At 68.7% G+C, this 20,211-nt stretch carries 20 protein-coding genes; 14 read left to right on the top strand and 6 right to left on the bottom strand.

What is annotated here, in order from left to right:
* Positions 1 to 114: 114 nt before the first annotated feature.
* Entirely contained in the window at positions 115 to 1,191 is a 1,077-nt protein-coding gene (locus tag AC5592_RS01815; RefSeq protein ID WP_063063148.1) for a lycopene cyclase family protein, read from the top strand.
* On the opposite strand, the gene AC5592_RS01810 is transcribed toward AC5592_RS01815, so the two are convergent.
* The 3 genes from AC5592_RS01810 to AC5592_RS01800 form a co-directional block, all read right to left on the bottom strand.
* Entirely contained in the window at positions 1,182 to 1,922 is a 741-nt protein-coding gene (locus AC5592_RS01810) for a PP2C family protein-serine/threonine phosphatase (protein ID WP_051025388.1), read from the bottom strand. The genes AC5592_RS01815 and AC5592_RS01810 overlap by 10 nt on opposite strands.
* Before the next feature lie 324 nt (positions 1,923 to 2,246).
* Positions 2,247 to 2,660 carry a cobalamin-dependent protein gene (locus tag AC5592_RS01805; RefSeq protein ID WP_063063147.1) on the bottom strand — a complete coding sequence of 138 codons (414 nt, stop codon included), beginning with the start codon at positions 2,658 to 2,660 and terminating at the stop codon, positions 2,247 to 2,249.
* Complete coding sequence (locus tag AC5592_RS01800) at positions 2,660 to 4,237, bottom strand: methylmalonyl-CoA mutase family protein (RefSeq protein WP_063063146.1); 1,578 nt, start codon at positions 4,235 to 4,237, stop codon at positions 2,660 to 2,662. Before AC5592_RS01800 ends, AC5592_RS01805 begins: the two co-directional genes overlap by 1 nt.
* Positions 4,238 to 4,311: 74 nt before the next feature.
* On the opposite strand from AC5592_RS01800, the gene AC5592_RS01795 reads away from it, so the two are divergent.
* From AC5592_RS01795 to AC5592_RS01765, 7 genes are all read left to right on the top strand, one after another.
* Complete coding sequence (locus AC5592_RS01795) at positions 4,312 to 4,749, top strand: hypothetical protein (RefSeq protein WP_063063145.1); 438 nt, start codon at positions 4,312 to 4,314, stop codon at positions 4,747 to 4,749.
* Between the two features lie 41 nt (positions 4,750 to 4,790).
* Positions 4,791 to 6,287: a CoA-acylating methylmalonate-semialdehyde dehydrogenase gene (locus AC5592_RS01790; protein ID WP_063063199.1), complete on the top strand. Its 1,497-nt coding sequence runs from the start codon at positions 4,791 to 4,793 to the stop codon at positions 6,285 to 6,287.
* A gap of 65 nt (positions 6,288 to 6,352) precedes the next feature.
* Positions 6,353 to 7,645 carry a TetR/AcrR family transcriptional regulator gene (locus tag AC5592_RS01785; RefSeq protein WP_063063144.1) on the top strand — a complete coding sequence of 431 codons (1,293 nt, stop codon included), beginning with the start codon at positions 6,353 to 6,355 and terminating at the stop codon, positions 7,643 to 7,645.
* 280 nt (positions 7,646 to 7,925) lie between these two features.
* Entirely contained in the window at positions 7,926 to 9,017 is a 1,092-nt protein-coding gene (locus AC5592_RS01780) for an amidohydrolase family protein (protein ID WP_063063198.1), read from the top strand.
* A gap of 27 nt (positions 9,018 to 9,044) precedes the next feature.
* Complete coding sequence (locus AC5592_RS01775; protein WP_063063143.1) at positions 9,045 to 10,199, top strand: amidohydrolase family protein; 1,155 nt, start codon at positions 9,045 to 9,047, stop codon at positions 10,197 to 10,199.
* A 1-nt stretch (position 10,200) separates the two neighbouring features.
* Complete coding sequence (locus AC5592_RS01770) at positions 10,201 to 10,596, top strand: Rieske (2Fe-2S) protein (protein WP_036508589.1); 396 nt, start codon at positions 10,201 to 10,203, stop codon at positions 10,594 to 10,596.
* Between the two features lie 26 nt (positions 10,597 to 10,622).
* Entirely contained in the window at positions 10,623 to 11,480 is an 858-nt protein-coding gene (locus AC5592_RS01765) for an alpha/beta fold hydrolase (protein WP_036508586.1), read from the top strand.
* Positions 11,481 to 11,497: 17 nt separating this feature from the next.
* On the opposite strand, the gene AC5592_RS01760 is transcribed toward AC5592_RS01765, so the two are convergent.
* Positions 11,498 to 11,977, bottom strand: coding sequence for a hypothetical protein (locus AC5592_RS01760; protein ID WP_063063142.1), 480 nt, complete (start codon positions 11,975 to 11,977; stop codon positions 11,498 to 11,500).
* A gap of 74 nt (positions 11,978 to 12,051) precedes the next feature.
* On the opposite strand from AC5592_RS01760, the gene AC5592_RS01755 reads away from it, so the two are divergent.
* On the top strand, positions 12,052 to 13,347 hold the full coding sequence (locus AC5592_RS01755) for an NADH-ubiquinone oxidoreductase-F iron-sulfur binding region domain-containing protein (protein ID WP_063063141.1): 1,296 nt from the start codon (positions 12,052 to 12,054) through the stop codon (positions 13,345 to 13,347).
* Complete coding sequence (locus tag AC5592_RS01750; RefSeq protein WP_036508580.1) at positions 13,344 to 13,550, top strand: ferredoxin; 207 nt, start codon at positions 13,344 to 13,346, stop codon at positions 13,548 to 13,550. The genes AC5592_RS01755 and AC5592_RS01750 overlap by 4 nt, the downstream gene beginning before the upstream one ends.
* 9 nt (positions 13,551 to 13,559) lie before the next feature.
* On the opposite strand, the gene AC5592_RS01745 is transcribed toward AC5592_RS01750, so the two are convergent.
* Together AC5592_RS01745 and AC5592_RS01740 are read right to left on the bottom strand one after the other, a co-directional pair.
* Positions 13,560 to 13,832 carry a hypothetical protein gene (locus tag AC5592_RS01745; RefSeq protein WP_063063140.1) on the bottom strand — a complete coding sequence of 91 codons (273 nt, stop codon included), beginning with the start codon at positions 13,830 to 13,832 and terminating at the stop codon, positions 13,560 to 13,562.
* 166 nt (positions 13,833 to 13,998) lie between these two features.
* Entirely contained in the window at positions 13,999 to 14,739 is a 741-nt protein-coding gene (locus tag AC5592_RS01740) for an enoyl-CoA hydratase/isomerase family protein (protein WP_063063139.1), read from the bottom strand.
* Positions 14,740 to 14,850: 111 nt separating this feature from the next.
* On the opposite strand from AC5592_RS01740, the gene AC5592_RS01735 reads away from it, so the two are divergent.
* From AC5592_RS01735 to AC5592_RS01720, 4 genes are read left to right on the top strand one after another with little or no spacing between them, the layout of a single operon-like run.
* Entirely contained in the window at positions 14,851 to 16,404 is a 1,554-nt protein-coding gene (locus AC5592_RS01735) for an AMP-binding protein (RefSeq protein WP_063063138.1), read from the top strand.
* A 35-nt stretch (positions 16,405 to 16,439) separates the two neighbouring features.
* A complete protein-coding gene (locus AC5592_RS01730; RefSeq protein ID WP_063063137.1) occupies positions 16,440 to 17,621 on the top strand; it encodes an amidohydrolase family protein in 1,182 nt (393 codons plus the stop codon).
* Between the two features lie 40 nt (positions 17,622 to 17,661).
* The gene (locus AC5592_RS01725) at positions 17,662 to 19,089 is read left to right on the top strand and encodes a FadD3 family acyl-CoA ligase (RefSeq protein ID WP_063063136.1); all 1,428 of its coding nucleotides are present in this window, start codon (positions 17,662 to 17,664) and stop codon (positions 19,087 to 19,089) included.
* Between the two features lie 50 nt (positions 19,090 to 19,139).
* Positions 19,140 to 20,198, top strand: coding sequence for an enoyl-CoA hydratase/isomerase family protein (locus AC5592_RS01720; protein WP_063063197.1), 1,059 nt, complete (start codon positions 19,140 to 19,142; stop codon positions 20,196 to 20,198).
* Positions 20,199 to 20,211 lie beyond the last annotated feature (13 nt).

Here is a 20,211-nt window from a genome sequence, read left to right as displayed (position 1 = left end):
CCGCGGTCGTGGTCTCCCCCCGGGCATCGTGGGTCGACCCTACCGGACCCGACACACCCGCCGTGATGCGACGGGCGGGCACACCGCGGCCGGTCGATCTGCTGCAATGGCGGCATGAGTGCCGATCTCATCGTCTGCGGGCTCGGCCCGGCGGGGCGGGCGCTGGCGCATCGCGCGGCCGTCCACGGACTCGCCGTGACCGCGATCGATCCGCATCCGTGGCGCCGCTGGCCCGCGACCTACGCCACCTGGGCCGACGAATTGCCGGACTGGTTACCGGCCCGGGTCGTGGCCGCGACGGTCGAGCGACCGCTCGCCCGGGGTACGCGCGAGGTCGACATCGACCGCGCCTACCAGGTTTTCGGCACCGCCGCGCTGCAGGACGCTCTGGACCTGTCCGGGGTTCGGGTAATCGCCGACCGGGTGCTGGATATCGACCGAGGCGAGCGGGTGCGGCTGGCCTCGGGCCGGATCCTGACCGCGCGCCGTGTGGTCGACGCGCGCGGACTGGCGCGCGACGCGCGGCGAGCCGAGCAGACCGCGTACGGCATTGTGCTGCACCGTGATCGCGAACCGGCCGTCTTCATGGACTGGTCCCGCGACAACGGTGCCGGCGCCGCCGAACCGGCGTCGTTCCTGTACACGATCCCGCTGGGCGGGGACCGAGTGCTGTTCGAGGAGACCTGCCTGGCCGGGCGGCCGGCGATCGGCCTCGACGATTTGCGGCGCCGGCTGGAACACCGATTGCGCTGCCGGGGAATCGAATTCGGTGCGGACGCCCCGGTCGAACGGGTGCGCTTCCCGGTCGAGGGCGGCCGGGCCCGCGACGGCGTCTTCGGGGCGGCGGGCGGACTGCTGCATCCGGCGACCGGTTACAGCGTCGGCGCCGCACTCGCCGCGGCCGACGCCGTCGCCACCGGTCGCAGTCTCTGGCCGGTCTCGGCACGGCTGGTGTTCGCCCTGCGCAGGGCCGGACTGCGGGCGCTGCTGGCGCTGCCGCCACACGAACTTCCGGCGTTCTTCGACGCTTTCTTCGCCCTGCCACCGGACCTGCAGCGCGCCTACCTGTCCGGGCGCACCGATCCGCGCGGCACCGCCGCCGCGATGACCGCGCTGTTTCGCGAGTTGCCGTGGCCGCTGCGCCGGGTCCTGGTCGCGGCGGCGACCGGTGTACGCGCCGGTCAGCCGTGATCGAAGACCAGTGCGGTGGTGTTGTCGGTGGCACCGGCTGTGATCGCCGCTTCGACCAGGGCGTCCGCGGCGCTCGACGGGGAGTCGGCGTCGGCGAGGATCTGCTTGATCTCGGTCATCGCCAGGGTCTTGTGCACCCCGTCCGTGCTGAGCAGCCAGCGGCCGTTGCCCGTGCCGGTGATGCCGTGGCCCACCGCGTCCGGCCGCACGGTGCGCGCCGAGGTCGTGACCATGTGGTGCATCCGGGGCGCGACGGTGACGCCGCGGGCGTTCATCATCTCGGCGACGGTGTGGTCGCTGGTGATCTGATGCAGCACTCGCCCGTTCCAGTGGTAGGCCCGGCAGTCGCCGACCCAGGCGATATCACAGGGTCCGTCGATGCGGTCCGGGGTCGGGCACACGGCCACGACCACCACGCTGTCGGCGGAGGGTTCGGGGAATTCGCGCAGCAATTGTTGTTGTGCGGCAAGGATTCCGGCGGCCGCGCTGCCACCGACGGCCACCCGCGCCGCGACCTGCGCCACGCTGCGCGCCGCCCGCGCGGCCAGCAGATGATCGCCGATGCCGTCGGCGACGGCGAAGGCGCTGCGCCCGACCGCGGAGTCGATATAGCCCGACACCGCGTCGGCATTGAGCGAACGGCCGCCGCGCCGGCTGACCGAATGCGCTGTGATTCCCGTGAGCCGCATCAACTCACGCCGTGTGATTGCCGTCGTCACCGCTGTGTGCACGGCCGACCTCCTCGACTGCCCCTGCCGACTGCGGTTCCGTTCGTTCTCGCCGGCGATCGCCCGGACAGCGACCGGCGCCGAAACTGCCCTGAACAGAACTCGCCTGCTCAGACTATGTCAGCCGGGACCGTGCTCAACCTGTGAATACGGGCACGAGTTCATCACAGGCCGCCGTCCGGCGCCACATCGTGGTGGCAATCCTCCACCTTCAGCGCCCGAAATGCCTGAAAAGCCCGGCTCCGCTCGCCCGGGCGAGCGTGTCCGTGACCGGCGTGATGCCGGCGCTTCGCCCGGCCGTGACCTGCGCCGGGCGCAGGGTCGCGGTCATCTCCGTTCGGGCGGCCCGGCCACCGTGGCGGTGAGCGCGCGTATCTCGCTCACCAGCTGATCCAGCGGGGTGCCGGTGGGAAACACCGCCGCCGCGCCGGCCTCGAGGAGTTTCGGCACATCGGCCTGCGGAATGGTGCCGCCGACCACGACCGCGATATCGGCGGCGTCGGCGGCGCGCAGTCCCTCCACCACTTTGGTGGTGAGCCCGAGATGCGCGCCGGAGAGAATGCTCAGCCCCACGACCGCGACATCCTCGGCCACCGCGATCGACACGATCTCCTCGACGCGGCGGCGGATGCCGGTGTAGACGACCTCGAAACCGGCGTCGCGCAGCGTGCGCGCGACGATCTTCGCGCCACGGTCGTGGCCGTCGAGCCCGGGTTTGGCGACGAGTACGCGCGCGGGCATCAGAACACCACCGGCTGCCGGAATTCGCCCCACACCGATTTCAGCGCGGAGGTCATCTCCCCCACCGTGCAATAGGCGTTGGCGCAGTCGATGAGCCGGTGCATCAGATTCTCGTCTCCCTCGGCGGCGCGTGACAGCGCCGACAGCGTGGCGGCGACCGCGGCGGAATCCCGGTCCGCCTTGACCCTGGCCAGTCGCTTCAATTGCAGATCCCTTCCGGCGGCATCCAATTCGTAGGTGCCGATCTCGGGCGCGGGTTCGTCGGAGGTGAATCGGTTGACCCCGACGATCGGGCGCGCACCGGATTCGATGTCCTGGTGGGCGCGGTAGGCCTCGTCGGCGATCAGGCCCTGCAGATAGCCGTCCTCGATGCAGCGGACCATGCCGCCGTGCGCGTCGAGATCCGCCATGATCTCGACGATCCGCTCCTCGGTCGCATCCGTGAGCGCCTCCACGAAATAGGAGCCGCCCAGCGGATCGGCCACCCGCGTGATGCCGGTTTCGTAGGCCAGGATCTGCTGGGTGCGCAGCGCCAGTGTCGCCGATTCCTCGCTGGGCAGGGCGAACGGTTCGTCCCACGCGGCGGTGAACATCGATTGCACCCCGCCCAGGACCGAGGCCATCGCCTCGTAGGCCACGCGCACCAGATTGTTCTGCGCCTGCGGTGCGTACAGCGAGGCGCCGCCGGAGACGCAGCCGAACCGGAACATCGACGCGCGGTCGGTCGTGGCGCCGTAGCGTTCCCGCACCAGCGTGGCCCAGCGACGCCGTCCGGCACGGTATTTCGCGATCTCCTCGAAGAAGTCGCCGTGGGTGTAGAAGAAGAACGAGATCTGCGGCGCGAAGTCGTCGATACTCATGCGGCCGCGCTCGACCACGGTGTCACAGTAGGTGACTCCGTCGGCGAGGGTGAACGCCATCTCCTGCACCGCGGTCGCGCCCGCATCGCGAAAGTGCGCGCCCGCCACCGAGATCGCGTTGAACCGCGGCACCTCGGCGGCACAGAATTCGATCGTGTCGGCGATCAGCCGCAATGAGGGCTGCGCCGGCCAGATCCAGGTGCCCCGCGACGCGTATTCCTTGAGGATGTCGTTCTGAATGGTGCCGGTCAGTGTCGCGCGCGCGACGCCCTTGCGCTCGGCGGCGGCCACGTAGAACGCCAGCAGGATCGCGGCGGTGCCGTTGATGGTGAAGCTGGTGCTGATCTCGTCCAGCGGAATCGAGTCGAACAGGACCTCGGCGTCGGCGAGGGTGTCCACGGCCACGCCCACCCGGCCGACCTCCTCGCTCACCTCGGGATCGTCGGAGTCGTAACCACATTGGGTCGGCAGATCCAGGGCCACCGACAGGCCGGTGCCGCCCTGATCGAGCAGATAGCGGTAGCGGCGGTTGGATTCCTCGGCGGTGCCGAAACCGGAGTACTGCCGGAAGGTCCACAGTCGCCCGCGGTAGCCGGTGCCGAAATTGCCGCGGGTGAAGGGATATTCGCCCGGCGCAGGTGGTTCGGCGACGCGCTCGCCCGGGCCGTAGACCGGGGCGAGCGGGATGCCGGAAGAGGTCTGGACGTCGTCGTTCATCCTTGAATACGTTACTTGCAAAAAAAGAGAATGCCAATACCATCAGAGGCGAACGACTGACTCCGAGGAGCGTCATGCCCGCATATCCGTTGGCCGGCCGCACCATGGCCGTCTCCGGCGCAAGCCACGAGATCGCACTCGCCATCGCAATCGCCGCGGCCGCCCGGGGCGCGCATATCGCGCTGCCGGGCTACGGCGGCGGCGAGCGGCCGATCCCGGACCTGTTCCCCGACCGACCGCGCGTCTCCGCGAATCCACTGCCGCACAACTCAACTCGTGACCCGGAGGTACTGATGCAGCCGCCCGTCGATATCGCGGTCGTCCAGATACTGGACTACTTCGGCACCTGCCCGCGCTGCGGCTACGCCGCGGAGGCGGTCCGTACGGTCCGCACCTTCGCCGATCATCGCCGCGAAGTCGAGATCACCGCCAGCTGCGGGCTGCCCTGCGGCTGGTACGGCGCGGCGCCGCTGACGACCATGACCGGTGCGCACGCGGGGGTGCGGGCGTGACCGGCACGATCGAACCCACCGCCGTCACCGACCTCACGCACATCGGACACTGGATCGACGGCGGTCACCGGCCCGGCGTCGCCGCGCGCACCGCCCCGGTGACCGATCCCGCGACCGGCCGGGTCACGGGAACCGTTGCCATGGCCGGACGCGACGAGGTCCGTGCCGCCGTCGAGTCGGCGGCGGCCGCCTTCCCCGACTGGCGCGACACATCTCTTACGCGGCGCACCTCGATCATGTTCCGCTTCCGTGAACAGCTCAACGCCCGCAAATCCGAACTGGCCGGACTGATCACCGCCGAACACGGCAAGGTGTTCTCCGACGCCCTCGGCGAGGTCTCCCGCGGCCAGGAGGTGGTCGAATTCGCTTGCGGCATACCGCATCTTGTTGATGGCGGTTTCACTCAGAACGTCTCGACCGGCGTGGACGCGTACTCGGTGCGAGCGCCGTTGGGTCCGGTCGCGATCATCTCGCCGTTCAACTTCCCGGCCATGGTGCCGATGTGGTTCTTCCCGCTGGCCGTCGCCACCGGCAACACCGTCGTGCTCAAACCCAGCGAGAAGGATCCGTCGGCGGCACTGTGGCTGGCGGAACTGTGGGAGGAGGCCGGACTGCCGCCCGGCGTCTTCAACGTCGTGCAGGGTGACAAGGAGGCCGTGGACGCGCTGTTGCTCGATCCGGCGATCAAGGCGGTCTCCTTCGTGGGTTCCACTCCGATCGCCGAGTACGTCTACGCCACCGCCACCGCGACCGGTAAACGGGTGCAGGCCCTCGGCGGTGCGAAGAACCACGCCGTGATCCTTCCCGACGCCGATCTGGACCTGGCCGCCGACGCGCTGGTCAATGCCGGATACGGTTCGGCCGGGGAACGCTGCATGGCCATCTCGGTGGCCGTCGCGGTCGGGGATATCGCCGACGACCTGGTGGCCCGGGTGGCCGAGCGGACCCGCGGTCTGCGCCTCGGTGACGGGCACGGCGAGGCCGATATGGGCCCGCTGGTCACCCGCGCGCACCGCGACAAGGTCGCCGCCGCCATCGACACCGCGGAGGCCGAAGGCGCCTGCGTCGTCGTCGACGGTCGCGGCGCGATCGGCACCGCCGACGCCGATATCGATGTGTCCCAGGGCTTCTGGCTCGGGCCGACGCTGCTCGACCACGTGACCCCGGAGATGGCCGCCTATCGCGAGGAGATCTTCGGCCCGGTCCTCTCGGTGGTGCGGGTCGACGGATACGAGCAGGCCCTCGACCTGATCAACGGCAATCCCTACGGCAACGGCACCGCGATCTTCACCAACGACGGCGGCGCGGCCCGGCGGTTCCAGTACGAGGTCGAGGTCGGCATGGTCGGCATCAACGTGCCCATTCCGGTTCCCATGGCCTACTACAGTTTCGGCGGCTGGAAGAACTCGCTGTTCGGTGACACCCACGCGCACGGCGTGCAGGGCGTCCACTTCTTCACTCGCACGAAGGCCGTGACCAGCCGCTGGCTGGATCCGAGCCACGGCGGACTGAATCTGGGCTTCCCGCGCAACGACTGACGGCCGGCGCAGCCCGGGCCGGGTCACCGTAACGCGCGGGCGGGCATATCGGTCACACTGAGCAGATGCCACGAACCCGGATCCCCGCCGCACCGGCCGCCGCCCGCGCCGACAGCGCACGACGGTCGGAGATCCTGCGCGCGGCCGCGGACCTGTTCGCTTCGGCGGGATACGCCGGGACGAACGTGAAGGATGTCGCCGACGCCTGCGGCATCCTGCCCGGCAGCCTGTACCACCACTTCGACTCGAAGGAAGCGATCGCGGTCGAACTGCTCGAGCGCTATCACGCCGCGCTGGATGCCGTGGCCCGGTCCGCACCGCCGCCCTCGGCGATCAGGAGCGCCGGCGATGCCTTCGATGTCGTGAACGGGTACGCCACCGCCCTCGCCGCCTGCGCCCTGGAACACCGTGCGGCACTGCAATTGTCGATCTACGAACCACATACCGGTGCCGGGACCGCGCTGATCGCCCTGGCCGCCGATCCGCCGGCCGCGCCGATCGCGGCGATGCGCGCCCTGCTCGACGCCGGCGCCGCGCACGGATACCTCGCCGCCACCGTGGACCGCTCGGTGCTGGCCGAACAGTTGTGCCAGACCATGCTGCACATCGGCCTGTCGGTCCTGCATCGCGAGAATTCCGCCGACCGCGTCGCGACCGTGGTGTGCCGGCTGCTGCTCGACGGCCTCCCCGCCGAGCCGGCCTCCCCCGCCGCCCTCGATCGCTCGGCGGCCCTGCGCGCCGCGCACGACAGCATCGCCACCTGGGCGGCGCCCGACGACACCGGCGACGACGACCGCACCGCCCGGCTGCGCGCGGTGGCGCGGATGGAATTCGCCCGCCGCGGTTACGAGGCGACCACCATGCGCGATATCGCCACCGCCGCCGGAATGGGCGCGGGCAGTGTGTACCGGGCCGTGGAATCGAAACAGGCGCTGCTGGATTCGATCATGGGGTCGTTCCACGACGAGATCTCGCGCGCCTACGCCGCCGTCGTCACCACCGACAGTTCCGCCGTCGCCAAACTCGACGCGCTCACCTGGATCAATCTCAACGCGCTGCAGCGTTTCGACCTCGAGTTCGCGATCCAGCGCGCCTGGTTCCGGTCCACTCCCCCCGACACCAGCGAGGTGATCGAGGTGCTGCGCCGGCGTGCCCGCCAGATCGCGAGCGTCGTCGATCAGGGCCGCGCCGATGGCGAGATCACGCTCGAGGGGATGACCAAGAGCCGGTTGTCGGCCTGTGTCCGCGACCTGATCTGGATGCCGCCACCGGTGGTCGCGCGCGTGGGAATCCATGCCGCACACGCGCATTCGCGCGCGACATTGCTGTGCGGCGCCACGCGCACCGCCGCCACCTGACCGCCGGACACCGGCCCTTGTGCGCCGGCCGGGTTTCGACGTACAGTTGCGGAACAAATATTTGGTTCGCGAGTTCGCCCACGAGTTCGCCCGGGCGAATGCGCACCGGTCCGTTCGCGCCGCTTTCCGGGCACTCTCCCCGGCCGCCGGACCGACGGCAGCCCGCGAACGCGCCGACTTCCCGCAACGGAGCCCGCATGACCGACCATCCCGAGCCGATCCGTTCCACCACGCCGAGACCGAACCTCTCAGCGCCCCGGCATCTTCCGCGGGAGGGCCGATGATCACCCTCCCCGACGGCAGCACCAGTCCGCTGATCGACGCCAGTGTGCACATCTTCTTCCAGGGCAATGCCGAACTGCGCACCTGGTTGCGCGAACCGTACAGCGCCCGCGGCTACCCGGATGTCGAGATGGACTGGTACGGCGCGCCGGGCGGTGAATACGCGCCGGGCACCGTCCTGTCCGACGGCGGATATCCCGGCTCCGAGCCCGACGCCGTCGGGCGGGTGCTGTTCGGCGAGCGCGGCGCCGATATCGCGATCCTGCATCCGATGACTCGCGGCATCATGCCCGACCGCCACCTGGGGACGGCGATCGCGAGTGCGCACAACGAGATGATGATCTCGCGCTGGCTGGACTCCGGCGCCTACGCCGACCGCTACCGCGGCACGCTACGGGTGAATCCGGAGGACATCTCCGGGGCGGTCCGCGAGATCGAACGCTGGGGTTCCCATCCGCGCGTGGTGCAGGTCGGCATTCCGCTGCAGTCCCGCGAACTGTACGGAAAGCCGCAGTTCTGGCCCCTGTGGGAGGCCGCGGCGGCCGCGCGTCTACCCGTCGCCGTGCACATCGAATCCGGTTCCGGCGTGGCCTATCCGCCCACCCCGTCCGGACATCCGCGCACCTACGAGCAGTACCTCGGCTTCATGGCGCTGAACTACCTCTACCACCAGATGAACATGATCGCCGAGGGAGTTTTCGAACGCTTCACCGATCTGCGCTTCGTATGGGCCGACGGCGCCGCCGACCTGCTCACCCCGATGATGTGGCGGATGGACACCTTCGGCCGTCCGCACCTCGAGCAGACGCCGTGGGCGCCGCGCATGCCCAGCGACTACCTCCCCGGTTCGATCTACTTCGTCCAAGGCCGGCTCGACGGGCCGGGCGATGTCGACTTCGCCGGGGACTGGCTGGAATTCACCGGTAAGGACGACATGGTGATGTTCGGTTCGAGCTATCCGCACTGGCAACTCGACGATCCGGCGCGGCTGCCGTCCGCGCTGACTGCCGCCCAGCGCGAGAAGGTGCTGTGGCGCAATGCCGCCGGACTGTACGGCATCGACATTCCCGTCGCGGCGACGACGCGGTAATCGGCAACGGAATCGAAAGGGATACCCATGACGCAGGCGAATACCGAAGTACGCGAGCGGGTTCCGAGCTCGGATCGGGTCGCGGTGCGGGTGGTCGACTCCGATGTCCACCCGGTGCCCCGGCCGGGACGGCTCGCGGAACTGTACCCCGAACCGTTCCGCAGCAAGTATTTTCTCAATCGCCAGGTCGGCAGCACCATCTTCTACGACGCCCCCGACTTCGCCTACGCCTACGCGATGCGCGTGGACGCGTTCACACCCGACGGCGGTTTCCCGGGCAGCGATCCCGACACCCTGTTCCGGCAGCTCATCATGGGCGCCGGTTCCGATATCGCCATCCTCGAGCCGGGACTGCATCAGGCCCGGCTGCCCGAGGCGACCTCGGCGGCCGCGGCGGCGGTCAACACCTGGCTGGACCAGGATTGGCTCGACGGCCACAACAACTGGCACCAGCGCTATCGCGGTTCCATCAGCGCGGCGGCCGAGGATCCGGCCGGCGCCGTCCGCGAAATCGAGAAGTGGGCCGGGCATCCCTACATGGCACAGATCCTCATCCGCGCGGAACCGCGGCCGGCGTGGGGCGATCCGATGTACGACCCGGTGTGGGCGGCCGCGGTGAAGCACGACCTGCCGGTGGCCTGCCACCTCTCCCGCGGGAACTTCGAGATGCTGCCGATGCCGCCGGTCGGATATCCCAGCTACAACCACGATTTCATGGTCACCTACTCGCTGCTGGCGATGAATCAGGTGATGAGCCTGATCTTCGACGGCGTCTTCGACCGCTTCCCCGCGTTGCGGATCATCCTGGTCGAGCACGCGTTCACCTGGATCCTGCCGCTGATGTGGCGGATGGACGCGATCTACGAGACACGTAAACCGTGGGTCGAGATCAAGCGCAAGCCTTCGGAGTACGTGAAGGAACACATCAAGTTCACCACCCAGCCGCTGGACTATCCCGACGACAAGACGGAATTGACCCGGGCGCTGGAGTGGATGGAGGCGGAGAAGATCCTGCTGTTCTCCTCGGATTATCCGCACTGGACCTTCGACGATCCGCGCTGGCTGGTCAAACACCTGCCCGAGCACACCCGCGAGGCGGTGATGTTCGGCAACGGGCTGAAGACCTACGCCACTGTGCCCGATACCGTGCCGGTACTGCCCGGGCAAGTGCGGGTGTTCTGAGATGAGCGACGATCTCGCCGCCACACCGCGGCTACCGCAGGGACGTGAGCACGCCGTCGCCACCGTCGACGAAATACCGCCCGGCACACACAAACTCGTACCGATCGGCCGCCACGGCGTCGGCGTCTACAACGTCGACGGCACCTTCTACGCCATCGCCAACTACTGTCCGCACGAGGGCGGCCCGCTGTGTGCGGGCCGCACCCGGGGACTGACCGCGGTCGACGAATCGGTGCCCGGCGACGCGGTCAGTGTGCGCGGCGGCGAATACATCTACTGCCCGTGGCACCAGTGGGGATTCGAACTCGCCACCGGCACCACCGCGGTGAAACCGGAATGGAGTATCCGCACCTATCCCGTGCGGGTGGTCGGCAACGACGTTCTGGTCACCGCTTGATCCGACACAGACGAGGAGGTCTGTCCATGCCGATCGCCGAAATCCGCGGTGGTGAGGTCTATTACGAAATTCTGGGCGAGTCCGGTCCGCTGATCGTGCTCACTCCCGGTGGCCGGTTCAGCATCGAAATTCCGGGGTTGCGGCCGCTGGCCGAGGCCCTGGTCGCCGGTGGCCACCGCGTCCTGCTGTGGGACCGGCCCAATTGCGGGCGCAGCGAGGTCGCGTTCTGGGGTCCCACCGAATCGCATATGCGTGCCGAGGTGCTGCACGATCTGCTCGTACATCTGGACACTGGCCCGGTGATCATCGCCGGCGGTTCCGGCGGTGCGCGCGATTCGATTCTCACGGCGATGTTGTATCCGGAGATCGCGACGAAGCTGATCGTGTGGAATATCGTCGGCGGCAACTACGGCTTGATCGCGCTCGGTTCGCATTACATCATTCCCAACATCACCGCGGCGAAGATCAAGGGCATCGAGGGTCTGATCGAACTGCCGGAATGGCAGGAGCGGATTCAGGACAATCCGAAGAACAAGGACCGGCTGCTGGCGCTGGACGCGGAGGAATTCCAGGCGCAGATGTTGCGCTGGCTCGACGCCTATGTTCCGAAACCGGGTCAGACGATTCCCGGTGTGACCGATTACGAGTTCTCGAAGCTGAAGATTCCGACGCTGATCATCCGGGGAGGTGAGCACGATATCGACCACCCCAAGCGGACATCGATGGAAGTGCACTGCCTGATCGAGGGTTCGATCCTGATCGATCCGCCGTGGCCCGAGGACGCCTGGCAGCAGGGTCAGAAGGCGCGCGCGCGGGGAGAGGGCAACATCTTCGACACCTGGGTGCTGGCCGCGCCGGCGATCCTGGACTTCGCGCGGCAGTAACGGTGAAATTCAGCGAATCACGGTGTGCCGGTGACGATGACCACCTCCGAGTTGGTCGCCGCCTCGAGCGCGGTCTGGATCCGGCTCTCCGGGATGCGCTCCAGATCGGTGCGTGCCAGGCGGACGGTGAGGGTGTCGAAGCCGGCCGCGTCGCAGCTGCGATCGATCTCTCCGGTGATGCCGAATCCGGCCAGGACACCGTGGGCGTCGTCGTCGGTTCCCCGGCTGACGAAGGTGACCGCCCCGGGCCGGACGGCGGGGCCGAAGATATCGGCACACATTCCCACCGCGTGTTCGCGCGAGGCGGCCGCGTCGTCACCGTCGATCAGCACCTGGATTTCGCGGCGGCGCGCAGGAAGCCGATCGATATCGGGCGCGGTCACCGATATTCCGGATTCTGCAGCGCGAGAGATGAGCGCGGATATCTTCTTCCCGAATTCCGCGGGCGGCAGTTCCCCGGCGGGATCCACATCGACACGAATTACTGCGGTACGCATGCCGCCGATTGTAGGCACAGCCATTTCCGCGCCGGCGCTTTTCGGCGGCGGACGATATTCCGAAGGACGGATCGATGGATGCGATCGCGAATCCGATAGTCAGCGCACCGCCGGGGACCACGCCGCGAATCACCGCCGGTGGCGCGGGCACCGAGTCGGCGGCGGCCTACCGGGCGAGCGGCGGGTACGCGCCGATCGAGGATCCGGCGCGGCTGCTCGCCCGGATCGTCGAGTCGGGCCTGCGCGGGCGCGGCGGCGCGGGCTTTCCGCTGGGCACGAAACTGCTGTCGGTACAAGGGCACTGCGGTGCCGGGGTGCGTCCGGTGGTCGTCGCCAATGGTGAGGAAGGTGAACCGGCCTCGGGCAAGGATCGCTGGTTGCTGCGCCGGCGCCCGCATCTGGTGCTGGACGGATTGCGCGCCGCCGCAACGATTCTCGGCGCCGAACGCACCGTGGTGTATGTCTCCGACGACCGCGCCGCCGATTCCGTCGCCGCCGCGGTGGCCGAGCTCGGCCCTGCCGAACTGCCGGTGCCGACGGAGATCGTCACCGTCGCCGCCGGATACGTGGCCGGGGAGGAAACCGCGGCCGTGCGCGCGATCGACGGCGGGCCGGCCACACCCACCGACAAGCCACCGCGTCCGTACGCGGCCGGTGTCGGCGGACGCCCCACTCTGGTGAGCAATGTGGAGACCCTCGCCCAGCTGGCCTGGATTCACCGCTTCGGCGCGGCGGCTTTCCGCACCGTGGGCACGGCGGACTCACCGGGCACTTTCCTGGCCACCGTCACCGGAGCCGGACGCGAACCGGCCATCTACGAACTGCCGCACGGCTATTCGTTCCGTGCGTTACTCGAGTTGCACGGCGTCGCCGCGGAACGGGTGCACGGCGCGCTGCTGGGCGGCTATTTCAACGGCCTCACCAACAGCCGCATTCTCGACGCCCGGCTCGATCACGAGACGTTGCGGGCGATGGGGACGGGACTGGGCTGCGGGGCGGTCGCGCTGCTCACGCCCGACGACTGCCCGGTAGCGGTGGCGGCGTCGGTGCTCGAATATTTCGACCGGGAGAACGCCGGCCAGTGCGGCTCGTGTTTCAACGGCACCGCGGCGATGAGCGCGGTCGCCTCCGCGCTGCGCGACGGCGGCGCCGAGGCCGCCGATCTGGACCGGCTGCGTCGTTGGTCGACCGTCCTGCGCGGGCGCGGCGCCTGCGGAACTCTCGATGCCGCGACGAACGCGGCCCGGACCCTGCTCGACGAATTCCCGGATGCGGTGGCGCGCCACCTCGTCGGCGGCTGCGCGATCTGTTCGACCACACCGTTCGCCGCCGTCCGGCCCTTCGCTGTGGAAGCGGTGACCTCACTGTGAAGATTCGACTCGATCGCACCGTCTGCGACGGTTTCGGCACCTGCGCCAAACACGCGCCGAAGTACTTCTCCCTCGACGACTGGGGGTACGCGTCCCTGGAGGGTGACGGCGCCGTCCCGCCCGCAGATCGCGACGGCGTGCACCGGGCACTACTGGACTGCCCGGTGCACGCCATCACCGAAATCGACAGCGCGACCGAATAATTCGCGCCGTCAGCGCCAGGGCAGGCAGCCCGCGCTACGCAGCCGCGAGGCCAGTCCCGCGTCGATACCCACCGGGCCACCGAATCCGCCGGCGCTCAGGGTGGGAACCAGCTGCGCGCCGAGCCCGGCGCCGATCGAGCATCCGAGCAGATTGATGTCGACGGTGACGATCTCCTTGGGCGGGTTGAACCCCGCGTCGTCGTCGGCCGCCGCGGCGCCGGCTCCCGCCATCGCGGCGACGGTCAGTGCCGCGGTGGCGATCCCGGTGGTGATGATGCGCACGTATCCTCCTTCTGCGCCGGTACGGCGCAGGTCATTCCGATGGCAGACACCAATGACGGCCCCGCCGGAACCAGGCCGACGAGGCCGAAACATAGTGTTGACCGCCGGTGAGTCCGGCAAACCACGCCCGACTGTCCGCCAGAACCGTCTCGACGTGGCACAGTTCCTAGACTCGCGTGGTGGAGCCGCGACCCGAGCCGCGGTTGAGCACCCGGTCGGCCGCTATCCAGTGTTCGTCCGAAACCCACAGCCGGGCAAAGGCTTCCACCGCTTCGTCAGGCGTGGCACCCGAGACGACCCGCTTGATCGGCTCCGAGGCCGGGTGGGCCAGCGCGGTCGCCAGCGATCGCCACTCCTGCTCGAAATCGGCTCGCGACACCACGCGATCCACCAGGCCGTACCGCTGCGCCTCGGCGGCGGTCAGGACGGTCCCCGTACCGGCCAGCAGCAGAGCACGGCTGCGCCCGACCAGCTGGGTGAGCCGTTCGGCCCCACCCCAGGCCGGCATGATCGCCAGCGCCACCTGATTGAACCCGATGGTGATGTCGTCGGCGGCGATCCGGATGTCGGCGGCCACCGCGAATTCCGCGCCGCCACCGAGGGCGTGACCGTTGAGGGCCGCGACCACCGGGGCCGGGAACGCGGCGAGCCGATCGCAGATGCCGCGCATCCGCCACGCCATCTGGGCCGCACCGTCCTCGGTGCGAATCGCGGCCAGTTGCTTGAGATCTCCACCGGAGACGAACGCGCGCTCTCCCGCGCCGCGCACGACCAGCACCCGGGCACCGGCCGCGGCATCGATCGCGTTATCGAGCTGGTCCATCGTCTCCGGCGCGATGGCGTTGCGCGCCTGCGGACGGTTGATGGTCAGTACCGCGATCCCGCCGTCCACTTCGAGGTCGACCATCCCACGTTCTCCGTTCCGGATATGTTGCCTCTCCAAATCTGAGAATATCATCTCCGTATTCGGGTCCGGACACCCGGCCTTCCCCATTTCGTCGGGCATTGGAGCTGAGCCATGCGAAAGATCCCGCAGCAGTTGGTCGATCGATACGAAGCCCGAGGCTGGTGGACGCGCGAATCCCTGGGCGAGATGCTGGCGCGCGGCCTGGCCGACGCACCGGAGGTCCCGTTCCGGGTGCATTCCCAGCTGCGCCCCTGGTCGGGCACGGTGCGCGAGGTCGAGCACATCGCCCGCCGGCTCGCCGCCGGATTGCGCCGTCGCGGTGTGGGCCCCGGCGATGTGGTCGCCTTCCAGCTACCCAACTGGATGGAGGCCGCGGCCACGTTCTGGGCCGCCTCCTTCCTCGGGGCCACCCTGGTGCCGATCGTGCATTTCTACGGCCGCAAGGAACTCGGTTACATCCTCGACGCCGTGCGCCCGAAGGTGTTCGTCACCGCGGAACGCTTCGGCGCCTTGGAGTTTCAGTCCGATCTGTGCGCGCGGGTGCAGATCGTCGGCGTGGTGGGCCGCGACTTCGACACCCTGCTCGACGACGAGCCGATGCCCGGAATAGTCACGGTGTCCCCGGACTCCCCCGCGCTGATCGCCTTCACCTCCGGCACCACCCGCGACCCGAAGGGCGTGATCCACAGCCACCGCACCCTCGGCTTCGAAACGCGCCAGCTCAGTGCGCATTACCCGTCCGATCTGGGCGCCCAGCTCACCGCCGCACCGGTCGGGCATTTCATCGGCATGGTCAACGCCCTGCTCATCCCGGTGCTCGACGGGACGGAGATCAACCTGGTGGATGTGTGGGATCCCGGCCGGATCCTGGCGCTGATGTCGGATGTCGGCGCCACCGTGGCGGGCGGTGTGCCCTACTACCTGACCAGCCTGCTCGACCATCCGTCGTTCACCGACGCACATCTGCGGCAGATGAAATACGCGGGGCTGGGCGGAAGTTCGGTGCCGGCCGCGGTGACCACCCGGCTCACCGACCTCGGCATCATCGCCTACCGCGCCTACGGCAGTACCGAACATCCGTCCATCACCGGCTCCGACTGCACCGATCCGCAGGACAAACGCCTCTACACCGACGGCTGCCCGCTGCCGGGCGTGGAGATCCGGCTCTCCGACGACGGTGAGATCTTCAGTCGCGGACCGGATCTGTGCCTGGGCTACACCGATCCGGAACTGACCGCCGCCGCGTTCGACGACGAGGGCTGGTACCGCACCGGCGATGTCGGCCATCTCGACGAGGACGGCTATCTCACCATCACCGACCGCACCACCGACCTGATCATCCGCGGCGGCGAGAACATCAGCGCGGTCGAGGTCGAAGACGTTCTGCACCGCATGCCCGCCGTCGCCGAAGCGGTTGTCGTCGCCGCGCCCGACGCGCGGCTCATCGAACATGCCGCCGCGGTGGTGCGGCTGCGGCCCGGCACCATCACTCCGGCGCTGGCCGATGTGCAGGCGCATCTGGCCGCGGCCGGGCTGGCCAAGCAGAAGTGGCCCGAGGAACTGCACATCGTCGACGACTTTCCGCGCACGCCGAGCGGCAAGGTCCAGAAGTACCGCGTGCGCGCCGCCGTCGCGGGGCAGGTCGTTGCCACGCGCAAAAACTGAGAATATGATTCTCATAACGAACAAAGGAGACTCTTATGACGAAGATCGAGCTGCCGTATCAGCTCTTCGACGCCGATAACCACCTGTACGAAACCAAAGAGGCCCTCACCCGGTACCTGCCGAAGGAGTTCGAGGGCGCCATCCAGTACGTGGAACTGGGCGGCCGCACCAAGATCGCGGTTCTCGGCCAGATCAGCGAGTACATCCCCAACCCCACCTTCGAGGTGGTCGCGCGGCCCGGCGCGATGGAGGAGTACTTCAAGAACGGCAATCCCGAGGGTAAGAGCCGCCGGGAGATCTTCGGTAAGCCGATGCGTTCGATTCCCGCGTTCCACGAGCCGGGCCCGCGCCTCGAACTCATGAACGAACTCCAGCTCGACCGCACGCTGATGTTCCCGACGCTGGCCAGCCTCATCGAGGAGCGCATGCGCCATCACCCCGATCTCATTCACGCCGTGGTGCATTCGCTCAACCAGTGGCTGCTCGAGGAGTGGGGTTTCACCTACCAGGACCGCATCTTCACCGTGCCGGTGGTGAGCCTGCCGATCGTGGAGAAGGCGATCGAGGAGCTCGACTGGTGTGTCGAACACGGCGCCAAGGCGATTCTGGTGCGTCCCGCTCCGGTTCCGGGGCTGCGCGGGCCGCGCTCGTTCGCCCTGCCGGAATTCGACCCGTTCTGGAAGCGCGTGGTCGAGCACGACGTCCTCGTCACGATGCACTCCTCCGACAGCGGCTATTCGCGGTTCAATGCCGAATGGGAGGGCAGCAACCTGGAAATGCTGCCGTTCAAGACCAACACCTTCCGGATGACCACCGAATGGCGGCCGATCCAGGACGCCGTGGCCTCGTGGGTGTGCCACGGCGCGCTGTTCCGACACCCCGAACTGAAGGTGGCCGTCATCGAGAACGGCGCCTCCTGGCTGGCCCCGCTGCTCGAGAATCTGCACGACGTGTACAAGAAGGCGCCGGAGGGTTTCGGCTTCCAGGATCCGGTCGAGGCGGTCAAGCGCAGCATCCACGTCAGCCCGTTCTGGGAAGAGGATCTGCAGGCCATCGCCGAACTGATCGGCGTGGAGAACGTGCTGTTCGGCTCGGACTACCCGCATCCGGAGGGCCTGGCCGAACCGGCCCGCTACATCAACGAGATCAAAGATATGCCGCTGGCCGACCAGGAGAAGATCATGGGCGGCAACCTGGCGAGGTTGCTGAAGGTATGAGCGGTGCGGCGCGCAGGCGGCATACCGCAGAGGACACAGCATGAGCTGGGAGACCATCCCGCAGATGGTCGCCTCCTCCGCCGACCGCTTCGGTGACGCCGAGGCGGTCGTAGACGGCGATCTGCGGCTGAGCTACACCGACATCGTCGACCGGGTGCGCCGGGCCGCGGGCGCCTTCGCGGAGGCCGGGGTCGGCAAGGGCGACCGGGTCGCGATCTGGGCGCCGAATTCCGCCGACTGGATCGTGGCCGCCTTCGGCCTGCTCACCGCGGGCGGGGTGCTGGTCCCGGTGAACACGCGCTTCCAGGCGGCCGAGGCAGCGGATGTGATCGGCCGCAGCGGCGCCAAGCTCCTGCTGGTCCAGCAGGGCTTCCTCGGGCGCGAACTCAGCGGGCCCGCGGGTGTGCCGGTGATCGACCTCACCTCCGAATTCCTGTCCAGCGGTTCACCTTTCGAACGCGAGGTGGCCGGGACCGATATCTCCGACATCATCTACACCTCGGGGACCACCGGCCGCCCCAAAGGCGTGATGATGAACCACCGCCAGAATCTGCGGCTCTACACCGAATGGTGTGAGCTGGCGGATCTGCGCGAGGGTGACCGCTATCTGGCGGTCAATCCGTTCTTCCACACCTTCGGCTACAAGGCCGGCGTGCTGGCGTCGTTCATCCGCGGAGCCACGATCCTGCCGGTGCCCGTGTTCGATGTGGACCGCGTCTGCGAACTCGTTGCGCGCGAACGGATCACGATGCTGCCCGGTCCGCCCACCCTCTACCACTCGCTGCTGGAGGCGCGCGGACGCTACGACCTGTCGTCGCTGCGGTCCGCGGTCACCGGCGCGGCCGACATCCCGGTGGAGCTGATCCGCCGGGTGAAGACCGAACTGCCGTTCCGTTCGATCATGACCGGATACGGACTGACCGAGGCGGGTACCGCGACCGCGTCGCGCCCGGGTGACACCTTCGAGCAGATCGCGACGACCGCCGGAACTCCGTGCGACGGTGTGGAAGTCCGCATCGCCGCCGACAGTGAGGTGCTGCTGCGCGGCTACACCGTCATGCAGGGCTATCTCGACGATCCGGCGGCCACCGCGGAGGCGATCGACGCCGAGGGCTGGCTGCACACCGGCGATCTCGGCGCCCTGGACGAGGGCGGCCGGTTGCGGATCATCGGACGGAAGAAGGACATGTTCATCGTCGGCGGCTTCAACGCCTACCCCGCCGAGATCGAGGGTCTTCTGCTGCAGCATCCGGCGGTCGTGCAGGCGGCGGTGATCGGTATCCCCGACGAGCGGTTGGGCCAGGTCGGCAAGGCATTCGTCGTCACGCGCGCACCGGTGACCGAGGCCGAGCTCGTCGCCTGGAGTCGCGAGAACATGGCCGGGTACAAGGCGCCGCGCGCGGTGGTGTTCCTGGACGAATTACCCCTCAACGCGACCGGAAAGGTGAGGAAAGACCAACTGCGGTAACGAATCCGGTTGCCCGCGAATACTCGCGGCCCCACAGAACGGCGGTGCCGATGACCACCAGCGCTGGTGACACAGACCTGCGATTCGCCGACCTGAGCCTGGACCACGACGGAAAGCCACGGCAGCCGCTCACGGTCGTCGACGTCGACGGACTGCGGCACTCGAGCCCAGGACACATCGCCGAGGTCGCCGCCTCGATCGCCGCCGCAGCGGCACTCACCGTCGCCGTCGCCGGCGAGACGGTTCCCGCCCGGCTGCATCCGATTCTCGATGCGGCGACCGTCACGGTGAGCGAGTCTGCGCATCGCGATCGGCGCGTGGTCACCGTGACCGATCGCGCCGCCGCGATCGAGATACTCGCCGCCGCCGTCGATCACACGCCCCGGGCGGCGCTGGCCTGCGGTCACCTGCTGCGTCAGACGCCCGCGCTGCCCACCCTCCCGGCGCTGGCCGCCGAAGCGGCGGTCTACTCGATGCTGCTGGGCGGCACGGAGTTCCGCGCGTGGCTGGCCGCTCGCGGACCCGCCCGCATCCCGGACGACGAGCCCGGCGAGCTGGTACGGATCGAACGCTCGGGTGCCGAACTCGACATCGTGCTGAATCGTCCGCACCGCCGCAACGCGCTCAGCGCGGCCCTGCGCGAGGAATTGCTCGCGGCCGCACAGGTGGCCGAGGCCGACCCGACCATCACCTCGGTGCACCTCGCGGGTGCGGGGCCGGCCTTCTGCAGCGGCGGAGATCTCGCCGAATTCGGTTGTGCGACAGACCCGGTGGCGGCCTATCTGGTGCGGCTGGACCGGGCGCCGTGGCGAGTGCTGGACCGCCTGTCCGCCCGGCTGCGCATCCACACCCACGGCGCCTGTGTCGGCGCGGGCGCCGAGATCGCCGCGTTCGGTGGCATCGTCACCGCGGCGCCGGGCACCTGGTTCCGCTTCCCGGAGGTCGGTATGGGGCTGGTCCCGGGCGCGGGAGGCACGGTCAGTGTGCCGCGCCGGATCGGGCGCTGGCGTGCCGCCTGGGCGATGCTCACCGGCGCCACCATCGACGTCGACACCGCCCTGCGCTGGGGTCTGGTGGATCGCATCGAACCCACCGGCGGGCCGTCGTAGCGACGGCCGCGAA

The organism is Nocardia violaceofusca NBRC 14427, from assembly GCF_963869435.1.
GTDB lineage: Bacteria > Actinomycetota > Actinomycetes > Mycobacteriales > Mycobacteriaceae > Nocardia > Nocardia aobensis.
The sequence above is the reverse complement of the archived record's forward strand: the minus strand, read 5'-3'. Positions and strand labels throughout refer to the sequence as shown.